Raw genomic sequence first — 22,335 nt, 5'->3', positions numbered from 1 at the left:
GTGTAGGATTTAGGATAAGGAGGTGGAAACGGTGAGACTTCATGAATTAACAGCTGGGTCTAAAGTAAAAAAATCTCGTAAGAGACGAGGGCGAGGCATGAGCTCTGGACTTGGAAAGACGTCCGGTAAAGGTCATAAAGGACAAAATGCACGCTCAGGTGGAGGTGTACGTCCAGGTTTCGAAGGTGGCCAAACTCCTATGCAAAAGCGCCTACCAAAGAGAGGTTTTACCAATGTCTTTAAAAAACAGTATAGTGAAGTAAATATAAAGTCACTAAATGAGTTTGATAAAGATACAGAAGTAACTCCGGAGCTATTGCTAAAAGAAGGTCTAGTGAAAAGTATTAGGAATGGAGTTAAAGTTTTAGGTAAAGGTGAATTAGATAAGCCTTTGACTGTCAAAGCTCACAAATTCTCACAACAAGCTAAAGAAAAAATTGAAAGCGCCGGTGGAAAGGTTGAGGTGATTTAGGTGCTTGGAACATTAGTAAATGCTTGGCGGATTAGGGACTTACGTAGTAAGTTAGTATTTACCTTGGCGATGTTATTTGTATATCGCCTAGGTGCCCATGTTCCAGTACCTGGAATAGATGCATCTCGGATACAAGACATGTTTGAAGGACAGGATTTATTTGGGTTCCTAAACGTTATAGCAGGGGGAGCTTTAAGTCAGCTTTCAATCTTTGCTATGAGTATCACGCCCTATATTAATGCATCGATCATAATGCAACTTCTGACTGTTGTTATTCCAAAGTTCGAAGAATGGTCAAAAGAAGGTCAAGAAGGAAAGAAAAAATTAGCACAGTATACTAGGTATGGAACGGTTATCATAGCTTTCTTACAAGCTATTGGAATGACCCTAGGCCTTTTAGGCCCTGCCATTGATAACCCGTCATTTGCTTCTTACATGGTAATTATATTGTCCTTAACTGCCGGAACTGCTTTTTTAATGTGGCTTGGTGAGCAAATAAATGAACGTGGAATTGGTAATGGTATTTCAATAATTATATTTGCGGGTATAGTTTCAAGAATACCACAAGTTATTACACAAGGTTTTCATTTAGTACGAGTAGGTGAAATTTCAATTTTACTAGTGTTATTACTTGTAGCACTTATTGTAGGCGCAATTGTTGGTGTAGTTGCTCTACAAGAAGGTCGTAGACAAATTCCGGTACAGTATGCAAAAAGAGTTGTTGGTAGAAAAATGTACGGCGGACAATCTACCCATATTCCGCTAAAGGTAAACCAAGCTGGTGTTATACCAGTTATATTTGCTTCATCAATTTTGATGTTTCCTGAAACGTTAGCTCAATTTATTCAAGCTGATTGGGCGGCCACGGTAGCGAGTATAATAGGTTTTGGAAGTCCGTTAAATACAGTGTTGTATCTAATTTTAATTATTTTCTTCACTTATTTCTATACTGCAATTCAATTTAATCCACAAGATATGGCTGATAATATGAAAAAATATGGTGGTTTTATACCAGGTATAAGACCTGGGCGTCCTACTGCCAAGTATCTAAGTAAAATAATGGATCGAATAACTTTGGCTGGGGCTTTAGCTCTAGCAGCTATAGTTATACTTCCGATTCTTTTAGAAAACTTTATAGAGATGAACATCATGTTCGGAGGAACAGCTTTGATCATTATGGTAGGTGTAGCATTAGAAACAATGAAGCAAATAGAAAGTCAGATGTTAATGAGACATTATCAAGGCTTCATGAAGAAGTGATAATTTAGGAGGGGTAAGGTATGCGCATCATATTAATGGGCCCCCCGGGAGCAGGGAAAGGGACTCAAGCGGAAAAACTAGCTAAAGAACTGGATATCCCCCATATAGCAACCGGAGATATTTTCAGAAAAGCGGTATCTGAAGGTACTCAATTAGGAAAAAAAGCTAAATCATATATGGATGCAGGTCAATTAGTTCCGGATGAAGTCGTTATTGGGATAGTAGAGGAAAGACTATATAAACCAGACTGTCAAGAAGGTTTTATTTTAGATGGTTTTCCGCGCACTGTCCCCCAGGCTGAAGCTTTAGATGGAGTTTTGAAAGATGATCCTTTATCCGCGGCTGTATATATAGATGTTGAATTCGATGAACTTGTTGAAAGATTATCTGGTAGAAGAATATGTAGAAAGTGTGGTAAAAGTTATCATATAAAGTTTAATCCACCACAGGTAAGAGGGGTTTGCGATGATGATGAGGGGGAACTTTATCAACGTGATGATGATAATGAAGAAACCGCTAAAGAACGTTTAGAAGTTTATATGAAAAACACTAAACCCCTTGTTGAATACTACGAAGAGCGTGGAATCTTGAAAAGGATCAATGGTTCTCAGTCACCAGATGATGTGTTTCACGATATTGTAAAGGAAGTGCGAGAAAAACTATGATAGTGATTAAAAGCAACCAAGAAATCGAATTGATGCGAGAAGCAGGTAGAATAGTAGCTAAAACCCACCAAGAATTAGCTAAAGCTATTAAACCTGGGATAACTACAGTAGAGTTAGATAAACTAGCAGAACAGTGCATTAGAGATCATGGAGCGACCCCTTCTTTTAAAGGTTACCACGGATTTCCCGCAAGTATTTGTACCTCAATTAATGATGAGGTTGTACATGGTATTCCTGGAATAAGACACCTGAATGAAGGGGACATTATAAGTATCGACGTCGGAGCTAATTACAAGGGTTATCACGGGGATGGAGCTAAAACTTATCCTGTTGGGAAAATAGAGGATAAATTAGAATATTTGATGCAAGTGACTGAAGAATCGCTTAATAAAGGGATTGAACAGGCGCGTCCAAAGAATAGACTGAGTGATATTTCGCATGCAATTGAAAAACATGTTTTAGATCATGATTTGGCAGTTGTTAAAAAATATGTGGGCCATGGTATAGGTAGTGAATTGCATGAAAAACCGGAGATAGCAAACTTTGGCCCCCCTAATAAAGGGCCTAGGTTAAAAAAAGGAATGGTTTTTGCCATAGAGCCAATGGTTAATTTTAAATCTCATGAAGTAGATACATTAGATGATCATTGGACAGTGGTAACGGCAGATAGACTACCTTCTGCTCATTATGAGCATACTGTTTTAATAACAGAGGACGGTCCTAAAATTTTAACCCAACTTTAAATTTATAGATATTATTTGAAGAGATTGAACCTTTCTCTTCTATTTTGAGAAAGGAGAGATACTGTTTGAATAAGTTACAAGTAGGCCAACTAGCAGTGTCAACTCAAGGAAGGGATTTAGGCCGTTACTATCTTGTTATAGAAATTCTTGATGAAGATTTTGTAAGGGTTTCAGATGGTAAAAAAAGACCTTTATCTAAACCTAAAAAAAAGAATATTAGTCACTTGCAAAAAATCAACCAACAAGCTACAGAAGATTTGATTCATAAATTAAATGTAAAAAGAGCAAGTGATCGTGAAGTTAAAGAAGAGCTTAATCATTTGAAGGAAAAGATTAATTCAGATAAACTGGATTAATGATAAAAGGAGGGAAGATTTAATCCCTATGTCCAAAAAAGAAGCAATTGAGGTTGAAGGGACAGTAATTGAACCGTTACCGAATGCTATGTTTCGGGTGGAGTTAGAAAACGAACACAAAATATTGGCTCATGTATCCGGTAAGATTAGGATGAATTACATTAGAATCTTACCTGGAGATAAAGTTAAAGTTGAGCTGTCTCCATATGACCTCAGTCGTGGTCGTATAACTTATAGATATAAGTAAATGCAAGAAATTAGCAATTAGAACAAGAAGGAGGTTTACCTATGAAAACCAGACCTTCAGTAAAGCCAATTTGCGAGCGGTGTAAGTTGATTAGACGTAAAGGAAGAATTATGATTATTTGCTCTAATCCAAAACACAAGCAAAAACAAGGCTAACTGGTATGAATAAAATCACTAAATTTGGGAAATATATTTATTTAGTTTAATGGGAGGTGGAATGGATGGCAAGAATTGCCGGTGTTGATTTGCCCCGTAACAAAAGAGTGTCTGTTGCACTAACTTATATTTACGGAGTAGGGCACTCTAAAGCGAATGAGATTTTAGAGAAGACTGAAGTCCCAGCTGAGACACGTGTTAAAGACCTTACTGAGGATGAAGTTAACAGGTTACGTAACGTAATCGATAATGAATACACAGTAGAAGGTGACCTTAGACGAGAGATTTCTATGAATATCAAGAGATTAATGGAGATTGGTAGTTATAGAGGGTTACGTCACAAGAGAAATCTTCCTGCGAGAGGGCAAAGTACTAAAAACAACGCACGAACTCGTAAAGGACCGAAGCGAACAGTAGGCGCTAAGAGATAATAAGGCCTAATTCAAACGAAAGGGAGGGATACTGTCATGGTCAAGAAGAAAAGGGCTGCAACCCGAAAGAAAAAAGTTAAAAAGAATATTGAAAATGGAATAGCTCATGTAAATTCCACTTTTAATAATACAGTAGTTAATATTACTGATAGTGATGGAAATACGATGTCATGGTCTAGTGCTGGTTCTTGCGGATTTAAAGGATCAAGAAAGGGCACTCCTTACGCTGCACAAATTGCTGCAGAGACTTCAGCTAAAACGGCTATGGAGGATGGTCTAAAAGGTGTAGAAGTTAGAGTAAAAGGACCGGGTTCAGGAAGAGAAGCTGCTATTAGATCATTACAGGCTGCCGGTCTAGAAATTAATGCAATTAAAGATGTGACACCAATTCCACACAACGGATGTCGTCCACCAAAAAGACGTCGAGTATAGTATATAAAGAAAGATTTACACAGGAGGTGTATTAAAGGATGGCTCGCTATCAAGGACCTGTATGCAGGTTATGTAGAAGAGAAGGATCAAAACTTTTCCTTAAAGGTGAGAGATGCCACACAGATAAGTGTGCAATAGATAGAAAGTCTTATGTACCAGGTCAACATGGCCCAACAAGAAGAGGTAAACAAAGTGAATACGGGATGCAGCTTAGAGAGAAACAAAAAGCAAGAAGGATTTATGGAGTTTTAGAAAATCAGTTTAGAAAGTACTTCAAAGAAGCTGATAGAAAAAAAGGTATTACAGGTGAAACTTTACTACAACTATTAGAAACTAGGTTAGATAATGTTGTTTATAGAGTGGGTTTTGCCAGTAGTCGTGATGAAGCTAGACAACTAGTTAATCATGGACACATTATAGTTAACGGTAGAAGAGTAGATGTTTCTTCTTTTGAAGTAAAACCAGGAGATGAAATTACTATCCGTGAGAAAAGTAGAAATATTCCGCGGGTGCAGGAGTTAAAGGAATTAGCTGAAGGGCATAAAGTACCTGAATGGCTAGAAGCTGACCATGAAAACTATTCAGCTAAAATGGTTAGAGTTCCTGCTAGGGAAGAAATTGATGTACCAGTAGAAGAGCATCTAATTGTTGAGCTTTATTCCCGTTAATAAACCCTCAACTTAATAGGAACTTAGCCTTTATCAAAAGGAGGGTTACTCAGTGGCGATTGAAATTGAAAAACCCCAAATTGAATGTCAGGAAATAAGTGAAGACAACACTCATGGGAAGTTTGTTGTTGAACCTTTAGAGAGGGGTTACGGGATCACTTTAGGAAACTCTTTAAGACGTATCTTGTTATCTTCATTACCTGGCGCTGCAGTAACTAGTGTCAAAATTGATGGGGTTCTTCATGAATTCTCGTCAATTCCAGGGGTTGTTGAAGATACTACTGATATTGTCTTAAACTTAAAAAATTTAGTGTTAAAGATTCACTCTGAGGAAAGTCAGGTATTAACACTTGAAAAAGAGGGAGAAGGCCCTGTAACAGCGGGAGATATCCAAGCTGGTTCGGATGTTGAGATTATTAATCATGATCTTCATATCGCAACCTTATCAGAAGATACAAGATTGTATATGGAGATTACTGCAAGAAACGGCCGTGGTTATTTGAAAGCTGAAAAAAACAAAGAAGCTGAACAACCAATAGGTTTGATTCCATTAGACTCAATCTTTACTCCCGTAAACAAAGTTAACTATCAAGTACATGATACAAGAGTAGGCCAGATAACAGATTATGATCAGCTTGTTATGGAAGTTGATACAGACGGTAGTGAAAGTCCGGATGAAGCAGTGAGTATGGCCGCTAAGATTATGCAAGAACACCTAGATTTATTTACTAACCTGACTGAAAAAGCAAATGATTTAGAAGTTATGGTTGAAAAGGAAGAAGACAATAAAGAGAAGATCATGGAAATGAGTATAGAAGAACTTGATCTATCTGTTAGGTCTTATAACTGCCTGAAACGAGCAGGAATTAATACCATAGAAGAATTAACTCAAAAAACAGAAGAAGATATGATGAAAGTTAGAAATTTAGGTCGTAAATCATTAGAAGAAGTAAAATATAAACTGACAGAGCTTGGGCTGTCATTAAAGAACGCTAACGAGTAAAGGAGGGGAGAATTAGAATGTCTTATAGAAAAATTGGTAGAGACAAGGATCAAAGAAAAGCCCTCTTAAGAAACCTGACAACTTCTTTTTTGCGTGATGAAAAAATTGAAACTACAGAGGCAAAGGCTAAAGAAGTTCGAAAGATTGCGGAGAAAATGATTACTTTAGCAAAAAAGAACACTTTAGCTTCAAGAAGACAGGCGCTTTCTTATTTGACTGATGAGGATGTAGTGACAAAACTATTTGAAAATATTGGTCCTAAGTTCCAGGAGCGCCAAGGTGGGTATACTAGAGTACTCAAAAAAGGCCCGCGCGATGGTGATGGTGCACCTATCGCCATTATAGAATTAGTTGAGTAACAGATTGATTGGATGCTATTGGGTTGAGGACAAGAAGTAAGCGGCCCTTGTTGGGCCATCTTCCTGTCCTTTTTTATATGTAAATTCCCCAGTTGTAGGGAGGGGATAAATGTGGAAACAATAATCGATTTACAAAACGTATCTTATCTATATAACCAAGGTAGTAATAAAGAACATTTGGCCTTAAACAATGTTTCATTAGAAATTTCTAAAGGCGAATTTGTAGCAATCATTGGTAGAAATGGCTCAGGTAAATCAACACTATCAAAATTACTAAATGGTCTCTTATTACCTTCAGATGGGCAAATATTTGTTAATGGTATTGATACGAGTGATTCAGATAATATTTGGGATGTTAGACAAAAGGTTGGTATGGTCTTTCAAAACCCTGACAATCAAATTGTTGCTACAACAGTGGAAGAAGATGTTGCTTTTGGTCTAGAAAATTTAGGGATTGACTCTAATACTATGAAGCAACGAATTGGTGAAGCATTAAGTAGTGTAGGTATGGAACAATATCGTGAATATCCTCCACACCTGCTTAGTGGTGGACAAAAGCAGAGAATAGCAATTGCAGGTATTATAGCAATGCGTCCAGAAGTTTTAGTTTTTGACGAACCTACTGCTATGTTAGATCCTAAGGGTAGAAATGAAGTTGTGGAAACTGTTTTAAAACTTAACAACGAGGGGATTACAGTCGCCTATGTAACTCATTTCATGGAAGAAGTAGTATCAGCTGATCGAATAGTAGTTATGGATCAAGGAGAAATAAAACTTTCTGGTACACCACAAAAGATTTTTCAGCATGTAGATCAAGTCAGAGAGATCGGTTTAGATGTACCACAAATTGTTGAGTTAGGTTTCAAGTTGAGGAAGTCGGGAATTGAAATCCCTGAAGATGTACTAACAGTAGAAGAGCTGGTGAATGCCTTATGTTAATCAAAGCTAAAAACCTAAACCATATATACTCACAAGGTACTCCAATGGAACAAAAAGCACTTTCAAATGTTAATTTAGAAATTGATAGTGGTGAATTCATTGGTATTATTGGTCATACAGGAAGTGGAAAATCAACTTTAATTCAACATTTTAACGCTTTATTACTTCCGACTGATGGTGAAGTATTAGTTAAAGGAATAGATACTAAGAAAAATAAAAAGCAATTACACAAAATAAGACAACAAGTTGGTTTAGTCTTTCAATACCCTGAACACCAATTGTTTGAAGAGACTGTTGGAGAAGATGTTGCTTTTGGGCCTAAAAACCTTGGATTATCAGAAGAAGAGGTTGAAGAACGAACTAAAGCAGCGTTAGAAGTTGTAAACTTATCTTATGAAGATTATAAAGAGCATTCTCCATTTGAGCTGAGCGGAGGACAAATGCGCCGAGTAGCGATTGCTGGTGTTCTTGCAATGAAACCTGATGTATTGATATTAGACGAGCCTACTGCAGGGCTTGATCCTCAAGGAAGAAGAGAAATTCTTGAACAAGTTAGTTCATTTCATAAGGAATTAGGTCTGACAATAATATTAGTGACTCATAGTATGGATGATGTTGCTAAACTGGCTGAGAGGTTACTTGTGATGCATGGAGGAGAAATAAAGCTTGAAGGACCTCCTGAACAAATATTTAATTATAGTGACTACCTAAAAGAATTGGGGTTAGGAGTACCAGAAGTTTCAACTTTAATGAAGCAATTGCAAAAACAGGGATGGGATGTACCTAATAACGTATTTTCAGTAGAACAAGCACATGAGCTCTTATTGTCTTTAGTGAAAAGAAAGTGGGATGGTAACAATGTTTAAAGGTATCACTATTGGACAGTATTTACCAGGTGAATCACTGCTACATCGACTTGACCCCAGAATGAAAATAATTTTAATAATTATATTTTTGATAACACTTTTCTTAGTAAATACATTTGTTGGCTACGGCGTATTAGCTCTTTTTATAGTATTTTTAATATTAGGAAATAAACTACCAATTAAGCTTATCTTAAAAGGGCTTCGACCAATATTCTTTATTATATCATTTACTTTTATTTTGCACTCATTAATGACTAGTGGTGGAGAGACACTTTTTGAAATAGGTCCAATTCCAATAGAAACTGAAGGTGTATATACAGGTGCATTCATGGCTGTTAGGTTAGTACTTTTAGTTATGACTACCTCACTTTTAACTTTAACAACTTCACCTATAGCCTTAACAGATGCGATAGAACATTTATTATCACCTTTTAAAAGAATAGGTGTTCCAGCACATGAGTTAGCAATGATGATGACAATTGCTCTAAGATTCATCCCCACACTAATGGAAGAAACTGAAAAGATAATGAAAGCACAGAAAGCTCGTGGTGCTGATTTTGAATCGGGTAATATATTTGAAAGAGCTAAAAACTTAGTACCTCTTTTAGTACCTTTATTTATTAGTGCTTTTAGAAGAGCTGATGAATTAGCTCTTGCGATGGAAGCAAGGTGCTATCGTGGTGGCACAGGACGTACTAGATTAAAACAATTACAAGCAGCTTTAAGAGACTATCTTGCTCTTGGTTTTGTATTACTATTGATGATATTTATCATATTACTTGGAATATAAAAGGGTGATTCCATGAAAAATATAAAACTAACTGTAGCTTATGATGGAACAAATTATCATGGATATCAATTACAGGAAAACGCAGTTACAGTACAAGAAAAGATAGAGAATGCTTTGAATAATGTTTATAGACCAGAACAAATAAGGGCATATAGTGCATCTCGAACAGATTCTGGAGTACACGCAAAGGCTCAAACAATTAATTACTTTACAAATAAAAATATTCCCGTCAAAAAAATACCAGTGGCATTAAATACAAACCTACCTAATGATATTGTCGTGGCTGATGCACAAGAGGTCTCATTAGATTTTAGATCTCGACGTGATGCTAAAAAAAAGAAGTACTGTTATTATATATATCATTCCCAATTCATGAATCCATTTTGGAGAAACTACGCTCTACATCTTCGAGGCGATATTATAGATATCAAAAAAATGAAAAGAGCAGCTAGATCATTAATAGGAACTCATGATTTTTATCCCTTTCAAGCTATACAGGGTACAGATCCTGACATTGACACTATTAAAGAAATTTTTTCTTGTGAAATAAATGATACTGAGCATCCCTTAATAGTTTTTGAAATAATAGGTAGTGGTTTCTTATATAAGATGGTTAGAATTATTGTTGGGACACTTCTTGAAATTGGTAAAGGAAGATTAGATGAAACAATAATAGATAGTATTATAAGAAATCAAGATAGATCCCTTGTTGGCCCTACAGCAAAGCCCCATGGATTATTTTTAGAAAAGATATGGTATGCTTGACAGTTGACAGGTATCTATATTAGAATACACTTATGAATTTGTGTGTATAAGCCCCGGAAATATGCACATTAACTAGGATATTAGAACCTTATGAAGAGGAGGGAAAAGAATGCGTACCACATATATGGCTAAACCTGAAGAAGTTGAAAGAAAATGGTATACAATTGATGCTACTAACAAGCCTTTAGGCCGTTTAGCGACTGAAATTGCGGAGATATTACGTGGAAAGCATAAGCCGATTTATACTCCCCATGTAGATACAGGAGATTATGTGATTGTTTTAAATGCAGAGAAAGTACTTCTAACAGGTAAGAAGCGTACTCAAAAACATCATTATCGCCACTCTGGTTATCCAGGTGGCTTAAAAGCAGTAAATTACGATACATTACTGTCTACTGACCCTGAAAAAGCTGTTAAACTTGCAGTAAAAGGAATGTTACCAAAGAACCGTTTAGGAAGAAAAATGGTTAAAAAATTAAAAGTGTATGCTGGAGAAGAGCATCCCCATCAGGCACAACAACCGATTTCTTGGGAAAGCTAATTTGTATAAAAAATGGTGATGAAGGGAGGATATTAAGGTGGCTAAGGTACAATATATTGGCACAGGAAGAAGAAAGACTTCTGTAGCTAGAGTAAGGTTAGTTCCTGGCTCTGGTAAAATTATAATTAACGATAAAGATATTGATCAGTATTTCGGACTTGAAACACTTAAGGCAATTGTAAGACAACCATTACAATCTGTTGAGATGGAAGATAATTTTGATGTATTAGTAAATGTTCAAGGTGGTGGCCATTCTGGTCAGGCAGGAGCGATTAGACATGGAATTGCTAGAGCACTTATTAATTCAGATCAAGAGCTGAGACCAGTTCTTAAAAAAGCAGGCTATTTAACAAGAGATCCAAGAATGAAAGAAAGAAAGAAATATGGACTCAAAAAGGCAAGGCGAGCACCTCAGTTCTCCAAGAGATAATAAAATTGTGTTTCAAATTAAACCTCCAATTAATTTTGGAGGTTTTTTTAATACACAATAATTCCTATTATTGCAGAAACCATGATCATCATAATCGGATTAGGTTTTTTAAAAACCATAACAAAAAAGACAATACTTGCAATTATAAGTCCTTTAAAATCAATTATTGCAGACCTACCAATAATAATACCTGCTGATAATACCAAACCAATAATTGCTGGTCTAACCCCTTGAAAAAAGTTCTTAACATAAGGTTTCTGATAATACTTAAGTAAAAATTTAGCAGAAATTAAGATTAGAATAACAGATGGTGTTATAACTCCTAGTGTAGAACTTATTGCACCAGAAAGTCCAGCAACTTGATATCCAACAAAGGTGGCGGAATTTATCGCAATAGGTCCTGGAGTCATTTCAGCAATAGCTATAACATCTATAAATTCTGAAGAACTAAGCCACCCTTTATCTGTAATGATTTTTTCTTTGATTAGAGGGATCATAACATACCCACCACCAAAGCTGAAAAATCCAATTTTCAAGAAACTAAAAAATAATTGAACTATAATCATATTAGTGTTCTCCTTCATTTAAAGTATAGATCCCAGCTATTCCAAAAGTTATAATGATCAAAAAAGTGTGTACGCCCAATAGTGAAAGAATAGAAGCTATTAAAAAAATAACTATTGCTTTGATATTGTTTTTTAAGAAAGGGGCACCTATCTGAAATGCAGAAGCTATAATGAGCCCAACAATACCCGGTCTAATTCCATTAAAGGCAGCCTCTACAATTGGGTGGTGCTTCCAATTCAAAAGAAAAGCTACTATAGTAAGAATTATTAAAAAAGAAGGTAATACAACTCCAGCTAGTGACCACATCGCTCCAGTCATCCCTTTAATTTTATAGCCCACGAAAATAGCTGTGTTAACAGCTAAAGCACCAGGAACAGACTGTGTTACAGCTATAGTATTTAAAAAGTCATCTTCATCTAACCAAGAATTTATGTCAACGATCTCTCTTTTTATTATGGGGAGCATTGCATACCCTCCCCCAAAGGTAAATGCACCAATTCTTAGGAATACCGTAAAAAGTTTGAAGTAAGTTCTTTCAGAAATTGACAAGATATCTCACACCTAATTATTATGATACTTCTCAGTATAAAATAAAACTAATTGTTACACAAGAAAGGTCTTAACTCCCTTAACTATACATATAGTTTAATCAGGAGGGAGAATAATATGAAGATAATATATTTTTCATTTAGTAAAATTAAATATACCCTTATTCTACTAGGTGTTATAACAATTGTTACACTGTTTATTATTACTAATTTTAATTTATCTATAGACAGCTCAAAAGACTATTCTTTTGATAGTCAAAAAGGTATAATAGTAGATGAAATAGCTTCTTCATTACCACTACAGGATGTAGTTATTGGCCTAGATCCTGGTCATGGTGGATATGATCCAGGTTTTTTTACTAATGGTGATGATATTAGAGAATGTGATATAGTTCTTGAAATATCGCTTAAGCTTAGAAGGCTATTAGAACAAGCAGGTGCAAATGTTGTGATGACACGAGAAACTGATGCAGATCTTTGGGATTATAGAGATAAAATGGCAAAAAGACATGATTTAGATAATAGGCTACAATTATTTAAGGACCACGAAGTAGAATTAGTTTTAAGTATCCATGCTAATAGTATACCGAGTTCAGTGTGGCGTGGGGCTCAAACTTTCTATTATCCTGATGATGAAGATAGTCGACAACTAGCATGGACTATACAAAATGAATTAGAACGAGTATTAGAAAATACTGATCGTCCGATACTTCCTGGTAAGTATTACATTTTAAGTGAATCAGACTCTATAGGTGCATTAATCGAAGCAGGATTTTTATCTAATCCTCAAGAAAGAAAGTTATTAACTAATCCTAGATATCAAGAGAGAGTTGCATGGTCAATTTATCTAGGTGTTATAAATTATGTTTTAAATGACCAATAAAGTAATACAGGGGGGATATAATTGAAAGCAACAATAATTGGTGTTCCTATGGATTTAGGGCAAAACAGACGTGGAGTTGATATGGGACCAAGTGCAATTAGGTATGCAAACTTAAATAAAAAACTAGAAGAAATAGGAGTTGAATCAGAAGATAAAGGTAATATTCCTGTTTCAATTCCAGAACGAAATGATATGACTGGAAAAACTATCAAATATCCAGAACAGATTTATGAAGCATGTACCTTATTAGCTGAGCAAGTAGCAGATCAAGCACAAGAGGGTTCCATACCTATAGTTTTAGGTGGTGACCATAGTATAGCAATGGGAAGTATTGCTGGTATGAAAAAGGCTAAAGGAGAGATGGGTGTGATTTGGATTGATGCCCATTCTGATTTAAATACTTTTGAGACAAGCCCATCAGGAAATATTCATGGTATGCCACTTGCCTTTTCTATGGGCTGTGGAGAAAGTAATCTAAAAGACTGTTTAGAAAAGGGGCAAAAAGTAAAACCTGAGAATACTGTTTTAATAGGTACTAGAGAGATAGATCCTGGTGAAAGAGAGTTAATAGAAAATACTGGGGTTAAGGTATTTACAATGTATGATTTGGATAAACTGGGAATGAATCGTGTAATGGAGGAAGCATTAGCAATTGTGACATCAGGAACTGATGGTGTACATGTTAGTTTAGACATGGATAGTTTGGATCCAATGGAAGCACCTGGTGTAGGAACACCTGTTAAGGGTGGAATAAACTATCGTGAAGCACACTTAGCAATGGAATTGTTAGCAGAAAAAAAATGCTTGAGCTCAATTGAAGTTGTTGAAGTAAACCCTATTTTAGATCATAGAAATAGTACTGCTAACTTAGCTGTAGAATTGATCGCTTCTGCCTTTGGAGATAGAGTATTATAGTAGATGGCTAATAAATATTAATAAGGTAGTTGGGTGGAGGTAACGATATTTAAATCTTTTATAAAAATCTCACCCAATCCAAAACAAAGAACAATATTAAGTAACAGAGAACTAGAGCAAGGAGGTGAAAACCGTTCCAGGAATGACCTAAGAAGAACAGTCCCTGAAACCACCTTCCTGTAACGGAGATATAATGATTGAATGGATGGTATTATCGCCCCACCCCCCTCTTCTTGTGCCTGAAATCGGAAAAGAAATGATTAGTAAAGTTCAAACAACAAAAGATGGTTTAAAAAAAGTATTTGAAGATGTAACAAATAGTATTGATACATTATTTGTAGTAACCCCGCATGGGTTTGCGAGTAGAAAGAAGATCACTTTTTATAATTTTGATGAAGTTACAGGTAACTTAATTGATTTTGGTGGAGCTAGAAATTTGTGTTTTTCTCTTGATAGGAAGTCAATACTAGATATTAAAAACATTTTGGTAAGTAACAATATAAAAACAACAGCGGTTTCTGATTGTGATATTATTGAAAAATCAGAAACGCTTGATCATGGTTCATATGTGCCACTCTACTATGCTATGGAAAATTTAGAATATAAACCAGAATTAATAATAATGAACCCAGCTTTTGCGGATTGTGATCAAATATGGAAATCAGGTAAATTGATAGCTGATTATTTAGAAAAACTTAATAAGAGAGTGGGTGTGATCATAAGTGGGGATCTATCCCATAGACTAACTAAAAGTGCACCAGGTGGTTATTACCAACAAGCCTTTAAATTTGATAATGAAATTCAAAGAATCCTGCAAGAAGACACATTTAATGATCTAAAGCATATCCCTTTTGAACTACGTGAAAAAGCCGGGGAATGTGGGTATAGACCTTTATTATTGGGTGCAGGAATGTTAACAGATTATGATAGTAGTAAAAAGGTGATGTCATATGAAGCACCTTTTGGAGTAGGCTATCTAGTAGCACGACTATTATGATAGGAGGATATACAATGAGTAATACAGAGAGAGAAACAGCTCTCACTTTAGCAAGAGATAGTTTAACCTTATATGTAAAAGAAGAAAAGTTTATTTTACCGCCTAAAAATTTACCCCAGCTCTTTTACAACCCTAGGGGAGCGTTTGTTTCAATAAAAGATATTGATGGTAATCTTAGAGGTTGTATTGGTACTTTAGAGCCAACAAAAGAAAACTTGGCTTATGAAATAATTCAAAATGCAGTAAGTGCCGGTACAAATGATCCCCGTTTTCCCGAAGTGCTAATTTCTGAAATTAATAAGCTTCAATTTTCTGTAGATGTTATTTCACCCTTAGAATACGTATCTGATACAAACCAACTAGATGCACAAAAATATGGTGTTGTTATTGAAAAAGACTATCGCCGTGGAGTATTATTACCTGACTTAGAAGGTGTAGACACTGTTTTTAACCAGCTTAGAATTGCAAGTCAAAAAGTAGATCTTTCCTTAGATGAACAAGGTATTAAGATATATCGTTTTAAAGTAACTAGATTTAGTGAGGGGTGACAAAACTAAATGAGTTTACCTCCAAACATATATCTAAAAGAAAATGGTTTTATTTCATGTTTAATATGTTCTAGAAGATGCAGATTAAAAGATGGTGAAGTAGGCTTTTGTGGTAATAAAATGGCAAAGACTGTCTCTAATGAGTTGCAGATAGTCTTTCGAGAAGTATCTAAAATTGAAGCTTTTAATATTGACCCTATTGAAAAGAAACCTCTGTATCACTTCTATCCCGGACATTCGGTCTTATCATTAGGACTAACTGGATGTAATATGGAGTGCTTTTATTGTCAAAACTTTAAACTATCTCATGATAGATTGAAGTTTAGGTATTTATATAATGAGAATAATCATTATACACGAAATATTGTTAATATGTTAGATAGTTATAATAAGAATAATCAAATAATAGGTGTTGCTTTCACCTATTCTGAACCGTCTACTTGGTTAGAATTTATGTACCCTATTGCTACAAAAGTAAAAGAGGCGGGTTATAATAATATAGTGGTTTCTAACGGGATGATGTCACAAAAAGCTCTAGATAGTTTACTACCGTTTATTGATGTTGCAAATATAGATGTTAAATCTTTTCAAGAAAAAACATATCATTCATTAGGTGGAAAACTTAAAACAGTCTTAACAACAATCAAAAGGTTATATCAAACAGGGGTTCATATAGAACTAACTTATCTTGTAGTTCCTGAACTTAATGATGATTTAGATGAGATTCGAAACTTTGTTGATTGGGTACAAGATTCAGATGTAAATATACCGATTCATTTTACTAGATATTTTCCGAGTTTTAAGGCATATAATTCACCAACACCATTAAAAACACTTATTAAATCCTATGACATAGCAAAAGATAAACTTAATCATGTTTATATAGGTAATATTTTGAATCATGATTATCAGACTACCTATTGTCCAAATTGCAAATCACCTATCATTAAGCGAAATAACTTACAGGTAGAAAACCAGATAATTAAGAATAGGTGTGCGAACTGTAGAGAATACCTTTATGGTATTTTCCGTTAAAAATGATAAGAAGGATTAAATATATATGATGTAGAATTATTTACGTATGTTGATTGGTGTGTTATAAAAGTTATAGAATGGAGAGTGGCAAAAATGTGGGAGGGAGTCACTGACATATTCTCTCAGATAACTTTGATAGACATAATAGATATTGCGTTAGTTGCCTTTCTTTTTTATAGAATGACTTTATTAATTCGTGGTACGAGGGCAATTCAGCTTTTAAAAGGACTATTAGTTTTACTAGTAGCTATGGTTATTAGTGATAGATTAGAACTTCGTTCAATAAATTGGTTGTTGACTCAGATAATGACCATTGGTATTGTTGCTATACCTATCGTTTTTCAACCAGAATTACGTCGTGCTCTTGAACAGTTAGGTCGTGGAAAGTTTTTTGGTGAGGGCATATTCTCTTCAAATCAAGGAGATGAAAGAGAAGCTACTATTAAAGAAGTTAAGAAATCAATAAAGGTGCTCCAAACTCGAAAAATAGGAGCGTTAATAGTTATAGAACGAGAAACAGGGTTAAATGATATAGTAGAAACCGGAATAAAAATCAATGGAGAAATTAGTGCGGAATTATTGATAAATATTTTTATGCCATTAAGCCCCTTACATGATGGGGCCCTTGTAATAAATAATAACCTAATTAAGGCTGGCGGTTGCTATTTACCATTAACAGAAAAACCTAATTTAGGAAAAGAACTAGGGACACGTCACCGCGCTGCTATTGGAATTACAGAGAACTCTGATGCAATTAGTCTCATAGTTAGTGAGGAAACGGGAGCTATTTCTTTAGCTGAAAATGGAAAGCTCAGTCGGTATCTAGATGAAGATGAGTTAGAAAGTTTTTTGATCAAACTATGGGGTGGTAATGAGGAAAGGTCAAAGAGTTTCTGGCACTGGAGGTTAGGAAATTGACTAAAATATTTTCAGAGAATGGTTTTATTAAATTACTGTCACTCGCGTTGGCAGTTCTTTTGTGGTTATTTGTTTCTAATGATACCGGTGATGTCTCTGTTCGTGAAGTGTCAAAGACATATGATAATATCCAACCTTCTATAAGAAACCAGGATCCAGAATTAATTTTAGTCCAAGAACCTCAACCTGTGTCTGCTACAATTAGAGGTACAAGACCTATGTTAGATCAAGTACAAAAAGATGAATTAATGTTTTATGTTGATTTACAAGACCTTGGACCTGGTGCGCATAGTGTCTCTGTATTATCTAGTATTCCACAGTTTGAAGTAACTGAAATCCATCCACGTGAAGTGGAGGTTGAACTTGATGAGGTAACTGAACAAATTTTCCCTGTTGAACCAGAAATTATTGGACAACCGGATGAAGGACTATCACCTAAAAAAACTATAATAACTCCTGAAAATGTTACAGTTTCAGGAGCTAAATCATTAGTTGAAGAAATTGATAGGGTGGTTGCCTCTTTAAATATTAATGAAGCTAAAGAATCTTTGGAAAAGGGAATAGCAGTAGAAATCTTAAATGATGAAAATGAAATTATCGAAGATGTTGAGGTCTCTCCTGGAATGGTAGAAGTTTCTGTTCCAATGGAGTTTCCACAAAAAGAGGTAGATGTTAATGTTAATATAGAAGATGATTTATCTGGGTATAATTTAGAAAATGTTGAAGTATCACCTGAGGTTGTAACTGTTGGTGGATGGGAAAGTGTTTTAAATGAACTCAACTATATAGAAACAGAACCAGTACAATTGACAAAGTTACTTGAGGAAGAAACTGTTGTGATAAGTTTAAAACAGATAGAGGGTGTAAAAGAATTATCAGAAAGTAAAGTTGTAGTAACTGGTGAACTAGATGAGTTAGAAGAGGTTTCCTTTGATGTACCTTTAGAGCTTTCAGATGATATGACCTCAGATAAAATAACACAAGATTATGTGGAAGTAGTGGTAATGGGAAATCCACAGGCACTAGAAAATTTAGATAAGCAAGATGTGAAAGCTTATGCGCTAAAAGAATCTCTTAATGATGAGACTAGTGAGTTAGAGATAACAGTAGATTTGCCTTCTGATGTAGAGCTTTTAGAAATTAATCCATCAAAGGTTATTTATGACCAAAAAGATTAATAAAATATATTAAAATGTTCAAAAGGAGTGAACTAGATGCCAGAATTATTTGGTACTGATGGTATAAGAGGTATAGCAAATAAAGATTTAACACCAGATTTTTGTTTGAAACTAGGAAGAGCGGCAGGTGAATTTTTAAAAGAACGCGGTGATACTGTTCTAATAGGTAGAGATACTCGTCTTTCAGGAACCATGTTAGAGGCTTCCTTAGCTGCAGGGTTAACTTCTGTGGGTTTAAACGTTGAATTATTAGGAATAGTATCTACTCCAATGGTTGCTTATCTTACAAATAAAAAAGATGTTGCAGGTGGTGCAATGATATCAGCTTCACATAACCCTGTACCTGACAATGGGGTTAAATTTTTTGATGATAAAGGATATAAGTTATCTGAAGATCATGAGATCACTATTGAAGATCTACTTAATAGAGAATTATCACGACCAACTGGTATAGAGGTCGGGAAAATTTCTAAGATAGATAAAGATTATGATGAGGAATATATATTTCAATTATTAAAAAATCACCCATTAGATTTAACTAACTATAAAATCGTATTAGACTGTGCTTTTGGGGCCACGTACAAAGTTGCTCCTAGAATATTTAAAGATCTTGGAGCTGAAGTTATAGCTTTAAACACTCAACCAAAAGGAGAGTACATTAATGTAGAATGTGGTTCAACTGATCCTGAATTAGCTTCTAAAGCAGTGATTGATCATAAAGCTGATCTAGGGTTTTCTTTTGATGGTGATGGTGATAGAATAATTGCTATTGATGAAGAAGGTAATCAGACAAATGGAGATAAAATTATGACAATATTGGCGTCATATTACAAAGAACAAAATAAGCTATCAAATAATATCCTGGTTACAACAGTAATGAGTAATTTAGGTCTAAAACTAGCATTAGAAGAGAAAGAAATTATAGTAAAGGAAACGAAAGTTGGTGACCGTTACGTATTAGAAGAGATGAAAAGAAGTAATAGTATATTAGGGGGAGAACAATCAGGTCATATTATCAATTTACTTGATAATACCACTGGTGATGGAGTTTTAACGGCGTTAAAGTTAATGGAAGTAATAACTTCTAAAAGAGAATCATTAAAAAGTTTAGCTTCAATAATGAAAGAATTACCACAAGTACTTGTAAATGTGAAAGTTTCAGGTAAAAAAAGAGCTAGTAACTCACAAAATGTTCAAAATGCCAAAAATAATGCAGAAAAAAAGCTTGGTGAAACCGGACGTGTATTATTGAGACCGTCTGGGACTGAACCAGTAATTCGTGTGATGGTTGAAGGAAAAGATCGTGAACTATTACATCAGGTTGCAAATGATATAACCCAAGTCATCAAAGAAGAGGCAGGAGAGAATTAATTTAAGGAGGTGGTATTTACTAAAAAAATGCTTAAAAGCGCCAGGACATTTTTCGCTTAGAAAAATGTTGACGAGGTTGGAGGTTAATCGAGTAATCGGCGGATACCTCCCGGTGTTTATCACCACCGTTAAAGGCATATAACAAAACTCGAGATTAATCTCGAGGACAAAAGGTGCTGGGTGATAAGAGACAACAGAATAAAGACATGATCCAGTGAAATTGGAGGGAAGTTAATTATGTGTGGTATTGTAGGATATATTGGATATAAAAAAGCTGTTGATGTTTTACAAAAAGGATTAAAAAAACTAGAATACCGTGGATACGACTCTGCAGGTATTTCAGTTATAGAAGAAGATAATTTAAAGACAGTTAAAACAAAGGGACGTTTATATGATTTAACTGATATATTAGAGAAAGAAAATTTCACAAGTTCAATAGGTATTGGGCATACTCGTTGGGCAACACATGGTAAGCCATCTGATGCTAATTCACATCCGCATCAAGACTGCTCTAATAATATTTCTATAGTTCATAATGGTATAATTGAAAACTACCAATCTTTGAAAGCACAGTTACAAGAAAAAGGTCATACCTTTAATTCAGAGACTGATACAGAAGTAATAGCTCACTTAATTGAAGAGAATTATGATGGTGATATATTAAAAACTGTTATCAATATTCAAGAAAAATTAGAGGGCTCTTATGCTCTAGGAGTCCTACATCAAAAAGAACCTGATAAGATAGTATGTACTAGAAAAGACAGTCCATTAATTGTTGGTGTTGGAGAAAATGAAAATGTAATTGCGTCAGATATACCAGCTATTTTGGATTACACTAGAGAGGCTATTATTCTAGATGATGGTGAGACTGGTTTAGTAAAACAGGATGAAGTTACTATATATGATGAGAATGCTAAAGAAGTAACAAAAGAAACTATGGAAATTAACTGGAATACTGAAGAAGCTGAAAAAGGTGGTTATGACCACTTTATGTTAAAAGAGATACATGAACAACCAAAAGCAGTTAAAGAGACAGTGAGAGGCCGTGTGCAAAAGGATTCAGTGGATCTAGAAGAGTTATCACTTACTAAAGAAGAAATTTCTTCTTTTAATAAAATTGATATTGTCGCATGTGGTACTGCTTATCACGCAGGATTAATTGGTAAATCTTTATTTGAATCCTTAGCACGAGTTCCAGTTGAGGTTTCTATAGCTTCGGAATTTAGGTACCGTGATCCTTTACTGTCAAACAATAATCTTGTAATAGTTATAAGTCAATCTGGTGAAACAGCTGATACTCTTGCAGCTCTAAGAGAGTCGCAAAAAAGAGGAGCAAAAGTTCTAGCTATTACAAATGTAGTGGGAAGCTCAGTTTCTCGTGAAGCTGATGAAGTAATATATACTTGGGCTGGTCCTGAAATTGCTGTTGCATCTACGAAAGCATATGTGACACAACTAGTAGCTCTTTCTTTATTAGCGACTTATTTCGCTCAAACCAAAAAGACAATAACTAGTGAACGTTTAGACCAATTAGTTACAACTATAAACAGTTTACCTGAACATGTTGAAAGAATATTTGAATATGAAGATGAGATTTTAGACATTGCTAAAAAAGTTTCCAAATATGAAAATGCCTTTTTTATTGGTCGATCTTTAGACTGGGCAGTAGCAGAAGAAGCAGCTCTAAAGTTAAAAGAAATATCTTATATTCATGCAGAGGCTTATGCTGCTGGTGAGTTAAAGCATGGAACCCTTGCTTTAATTGTAGATAATGTACCTGTGATTTCCTTAGCTACACAACCTCATGTATACGAAAAAACTATATCTAACTTACAAGAAGTTAAAGCAAGGGGTGCACAGTGTATAACTGTAGTTAATGAAGATGATACTGAAATTAATAATGAATCAGATCAAATAATACGAATCCCAAATATTGATCCATTATTAAGTCCAATCTTGAGTGTAATCCCTCTTCAACTCTTGTCTTATTATGCAGCAGTTGCACGAGGTACAGATGTTGATAAGCCAAGAAACTTAGCTAAAAGTGTTACAGTAGAGTAAAGAATAAAAGAGAAAAAACAGAGTTTGTCCCCGAATAAAAAAAGTGGAAAATGAATAATAAATCAGGAAAATGAATAAAAAAAGTGGAAAACACAGAGGAAGAATTTACAAGTAAAAAATTAGGGGATGAAAAGTGTAAATCTACCCCCTTTAGGTGAATAGAAGTAGCATAAATCTGATCATGATCCTACA

The 22,335-nt window shown here is 35.0% G+C and carries 29 protein-coding genes; 27 read left to right on the top strand and 2 right to left on the bottom strand.

Going from position 1 to position 22,335, the window contains the following annotated elements:
• Window positions 1-31 precede the first annotated feature (31 nt).
• The 18 genes from rplO (at window position 32) to rpsI (ending at window position 11,122) form a co-directional block, all read left to right on the top strand.
• Window positions 32-472 carry a 50S ribosomal protein L15 gene (gene rplO / locus CDO51_RS02910; protein ID WP_089022802.1) on the top strand — a complete coding sequence of 147 codons (441 nt, stop codon included), beginning with the start codon at window positions 32-34 and terminating at the stop codon, window positions 470-472.
• Window positions 473-1,732, top strand: coding sequence for a preprotein translocase subunit SecY (gene secY / locus CDO51_RS02905; protein WP_089022801.1), 1,260 nt, complete (start codon window positions 473-475; stop codon window positions 1,730-1,732).
• A gap of 20 nt (window positions 1,733-1,752) precedes the next feature.
• A complete protein-coding gene (locus CDO51_RS02900) occupies window positions 1,753-2,397 on the top strand; it encodes an adenylate kinase (protein WP_089022800.1) in 645 nt (214 codons plus the stop codon).
• A complete protein-coding gene (map, locus tag CDO51_RS02895; protein WP_089022799.1) occupies window positions 2,394-3,140 on the top strand; it encodes a type I methionyl aminopeptidase in 747 nt (248 codons plus the stop codon). The genes CDO51_RS02900 and map overlap by 4 nt, the downstream gene beginning before the upstream one ends.
• A 65-nt stretch (window positions 3,141-3,205) precedes the next feature.
• On the top strand, window positions 3,206-3,496 hold the full coding sequence (locus CDO51_RS02890; RefSeq protein WP_205842083.1) for a KOW domain-containing RNA-binding protein: 291 nt from the start codon (window positions 3,206-3,208) through the stop codon (window positions 3,494-3,496).
• 28 nt (window positions 3,497-3,524) lie between these two features.
• Entirely contained in the window at window positions 3,525-3,743 is a 219-nt protein-coding gene (gene infA / locus CDO51_RS02885) for a translation initiation factor IF-1 (RefSeq protein ID WP_089022797.1), read from the top strand.
• A gap of 41 nt (window positions 3,744-3,784) precedes the next feature.
• Window positions 3,785-3,898: a 50S ribosomal protein L36 gene (gene rpmJ / locus CDO51_RS02880; RefSeq protein ID WP_089022796.1), complete on the top strand. Its 114-nt coding sequence runs from the start codon at window positions 3,785-3,787 to the stop codon at window positions 3,896-3,898.
• 65 nt (window positions 3,899-3,963) lie between these two features.
• Window positions 3,964-4,329 carry a 30S ribosomal protein S13 gene (gene rpsM, locus CDO51_RS02875; RefSeq protein ID WP_089022795.1) on the top strand — a complete coding sequence of 122 codons (366 nt, stop codon included), beginning with the start codon at window positions 3,964-3,966 and terminating at the stop codon, window positions 4,327-4,329.
• Between the two features lie 36 nt (window positions 4,330-4,365).
• Window positions 4,366-4,761, top strand: coding sequence for a 30S ribosomal protein S11 (gene rpsK / locus CDO51_RS02870; RefSeq protein ID WP_089022794.1), 396 nt, complete (start codon window positions 4,366-4,368; stop codon window positions 4,759-4,761).
• Window positions 4,762-4,799: 38 nt separating this feature from the next.
• Window positions 4,800-5,429 carry a 30S ribosomal protein S4 gene (gene rpsD, locus CDO51_RS02865; protein WP_089022793.1) on the top strand — a complete coding sequence of 210 codons (630 nt, stop codon included), beginning with the start codon at window positions 4,800-4,802 and terminating at the stop codon, window positions 5,427-5,429.
• Between the two features lie 52 nt (window positions 5,430-5,481).
• Window positions 5,482-6,432, top strand: coding sequence for a DNA-directed RNA polymerase subunit alpha (locus tag CDO51_RS02860; RefSeq protein WP_205842082.1), 951 nt, complete (start codon window positions 5,482-5,484; stop codon window positions 6,430-6,432).
• 17 nt (window positions 6,433-6,449) lie between these two features.
• The gene (gene rplQ, locus CDO51_RS02855) at window positions 6,450-6,791 is read left to right on the top strand and encodes a 50S ribosomal protein L17 (RefSeq protein ID WP_089022792.1); all 342 of its coding nucleotides are present in this window, start codon (window positions 6,450-6,452) and stop codon (window positions 6,789-6,791) included.
• Window positions 6,792-6,902: 111 nt separating this feature from the next.
• A complete protein-coding gene (locus tag CDO51_RS02850) occupies window positions 6,903-7,730 on the top strand; it encodes an energy-coupling factor transporter ATPase (RefSeq protein ID WP_089022791.1) in 828 nt (275 codons plus the stop codon).
• A complete protein-coding gene (locus CDO51_RS02845; protein ID WP_089022790.1) occupies window positions 7,724-8,596 on the top strand; it encodes an energy-coupling factor transporter ATPase in 873 nt (290 codons plus the stop codon). Before CDO51_RS02850 ends, CDO51_RS02845 begins: the two co-directional genes overlap by 7 nt.
• Window positions 8,589-9,386 (top strand): energy-coupling factor transporter transmembrane component T family protein, encoded by a 798-nt coding sequence (locus tag CDO51_RS02840; protein WP_089022789.1) that lies wholly within the window; start codon window positions 8,589-8,591, stop codon window positions 9,384-9,386. Before CDO51_RS02845 ends, CDO51_RS02840 begins: the two co-directional genes overlap by 8 nt.
• A gap of 12 nt (window positions 9,387-9,398) precedes the next feature.
• A complete protein-coding gene (gene truA, locus CDO51_RS02835; protein ID WP_089022788.1) occupies window positions 9,399-10,151 on the top strand; it encodes a tRNA pseudouridine(38-40) synthase TruA in 753 nt (250 codons plus the stop codon).
• A gap of 109 nt (window positions 10,152-10,260) precedes the next feature.
• Window positions 10,261-10,692 (top strand): 50S ribosomal protein L13, encoded by a 432-nt coding sequence (gene rplM, locus CDO51_RS02830; protein ID WP_089022787.1) that lies wholly within the window; start codon window positions 10,261-10,263, stop codon window positions 10,690-10,692.
• 37 nt (window positions 10,693-10,729) lie between these two features.
• Window positions 10,730-11,122, top strand: coding sequence for a 30S ribosomal protein S9 (gene rpsI / locus CDO51_RS02825; protein ID WP_089022786.1), 393 nt, complete (start codon window positions 10,730-10,732; stop codon window positions 11,120-11,122).
• A gap of 47 nt (window positions 11,123-11,169) precedes the next feature.
• On the opposite strand, the gene CDO51_RS02820 is transcribed toward rpsI, so the two are convergent.
• Window positions 11,170-11,688 (bottom strand): chromate transporter, encoded by a 519-nt coding sequence (locus tag CDO51_RS02820; RefSeq protein WP_089022785.1) that lies wholly within the window; start codon window positions 11,686-11,688, stop codon window positions 11,170-11,172.
• Between the two features lies 1 nt (window position 11,689).
• Complete coding sequence (locus CDO51_RS02815; protein ID WP_276206985.1) at window positions 11,690-12,238, bottom strand: chromate transporter; 549 nt, start codon at window positions 12,236-12,238, stop codon at window positions 11,690-11,692.
• A gap of 117 nt (window positions 12,239-12,355) precedes the next feature.
• Here CDO51_RS02815 and CDO51_RS02810 point away from each other — a divergent pair, with 117 nt between their 5' ends.
• The 9 genes from CDO51_RS02810 (at window position 12,356) to glmS (ending at window position 22,143) form a co-directional block, all read left to right on the top strand.
• Window positions 12,356-13,120, top strand: coding sequence for an N-acetylmuramoyl-L-alanine amidase (locus CDO51_RS02810; protein ID WP_089022784.1), 765 nt, complete (start codon window positions 12,356-12,358; stop codon window positions 13,118-13,120).
• 21 nt (window positions 13,121-13,141) lie between these two features.
• A complete protein-coding gene (gene rocF / locus CDO51_RS02805; RefSeq protein ID WP_089022783.1) occupies window positions 13,142-14,035 on the top strand; it encodes an arginase in 894 nt (297 codons plus the stop codon).
• 193 nt (window positions 14,036-14,228) lie between these two features.
• Window positions 14,229-15,032 carry a class III extradiol dioxygenase subunit B-like domain-containing protein gene (locus tag CDO51_RS02800; RefSeq protein ID WP_089022782.1) on the top strand — a complete coding sequence of 268 codons (804 nt, stop codon included), beginning with the start codon at window positions 14,229-14,231 and terminating at the stop codon, window positions 15,030-15,032.
• 14 nt (window positions 15,033-15,046) lie between these two features.
• The gene (gene amrA, locus CDO51_RS02795) at window positions 15,047-15,580 is read left to right on the top strand and encodes an AmmeMemoRadiSam system protein A (protein ID WP_089022781.1); all 534 of its coding nucleotides are present in this window, start codon (window positions 15,047-15,049) and stop codon (window positions 15,578-15,580) included.
• 9 nt (window positions 15,581-15,589) lie between these two features.
• Window positions 15,590-16,615 (top strand): AmmeMemoRadiSam system radical SAM enzyme, encoded by a 1,026-nt coding sequence (gene amrS, locus CDO51_RS02790; RefSeq protein ID WP_089022780.1) that lies wholly within the window; start codon window positions 15,590-15,592, stop codon window positions 16,613-16,615.
• Between the two features lie 93 nt (window positions 16,616-16,708).
• Window positions 16,709-17,533, top strand: coding sequence for a diadenylate cyclase CdaA (gene cdaA, locus CDO51_RS02785; protein ID WP_089022779.1), 825 nt, complete (start codon window positions 16,709-16,711; stop codon window positions 17,531-17,533).
• On the top strand, window positions 17,530-18,711 hold the full coding sequence (locus tag CDO51_RS02780; RefSeq protein ID WP_089022778.1) for a CdaR family protein: 1,182 nt from the start codon (window positions 17,530-17,532) through the stop codon (window positions 18,709-18,711). The genes cdaA and CDO51_RS02780 overlap by 4 nt, the downstream gene beginning before the upstream one ends.
• A gap of 36 nt (window positions 18,712-18,747) precedes the next feature.
• Window positions 18,748-20,082: a phosphoglucosamine mutase gene (gene glmM / locus CDO51_RS02775; RefSeq protein ID WP_089022777.1), complete on the top strand. Its 1,335-nt coding sequence runs from the start codon at window positions 18,748-18,750 to the stop codon at window positions 20,080-20,082.
• Between the two features lie 237 nt (window positions 20,083-20,319).
• The gene (gene glmS / locus CDO51_RS02770; protein ID WP_089022776.1) at window positions 20,320-22,143 is read left to right on the top strand and encodes a glutamine--fructose-6-phosphate transaminase (isomerizing); all 1,824 of its coding nucleotides are present in this window, start codon (window positions 20,320-20,322) and stop codon (window positions 22,141-22,143) included.
• Window positions 22,144-22,335 lie beyond the last annotated feature (192 nt).

Source organism: Natranaerobius trueperi (genome assembly GCF_002216005.1).
Lineage (GTDB): Bacteria > Bacillota > Natranaerobiia > Natranaerobiales > Natranaerobiaceae > Natranaerobius_A > Natranaerobius_A trueperi.
Note: the sequence above shows the minus strand (reverse complement) of the source record. Positions and strands in the feature narration are given on the sequence as shown.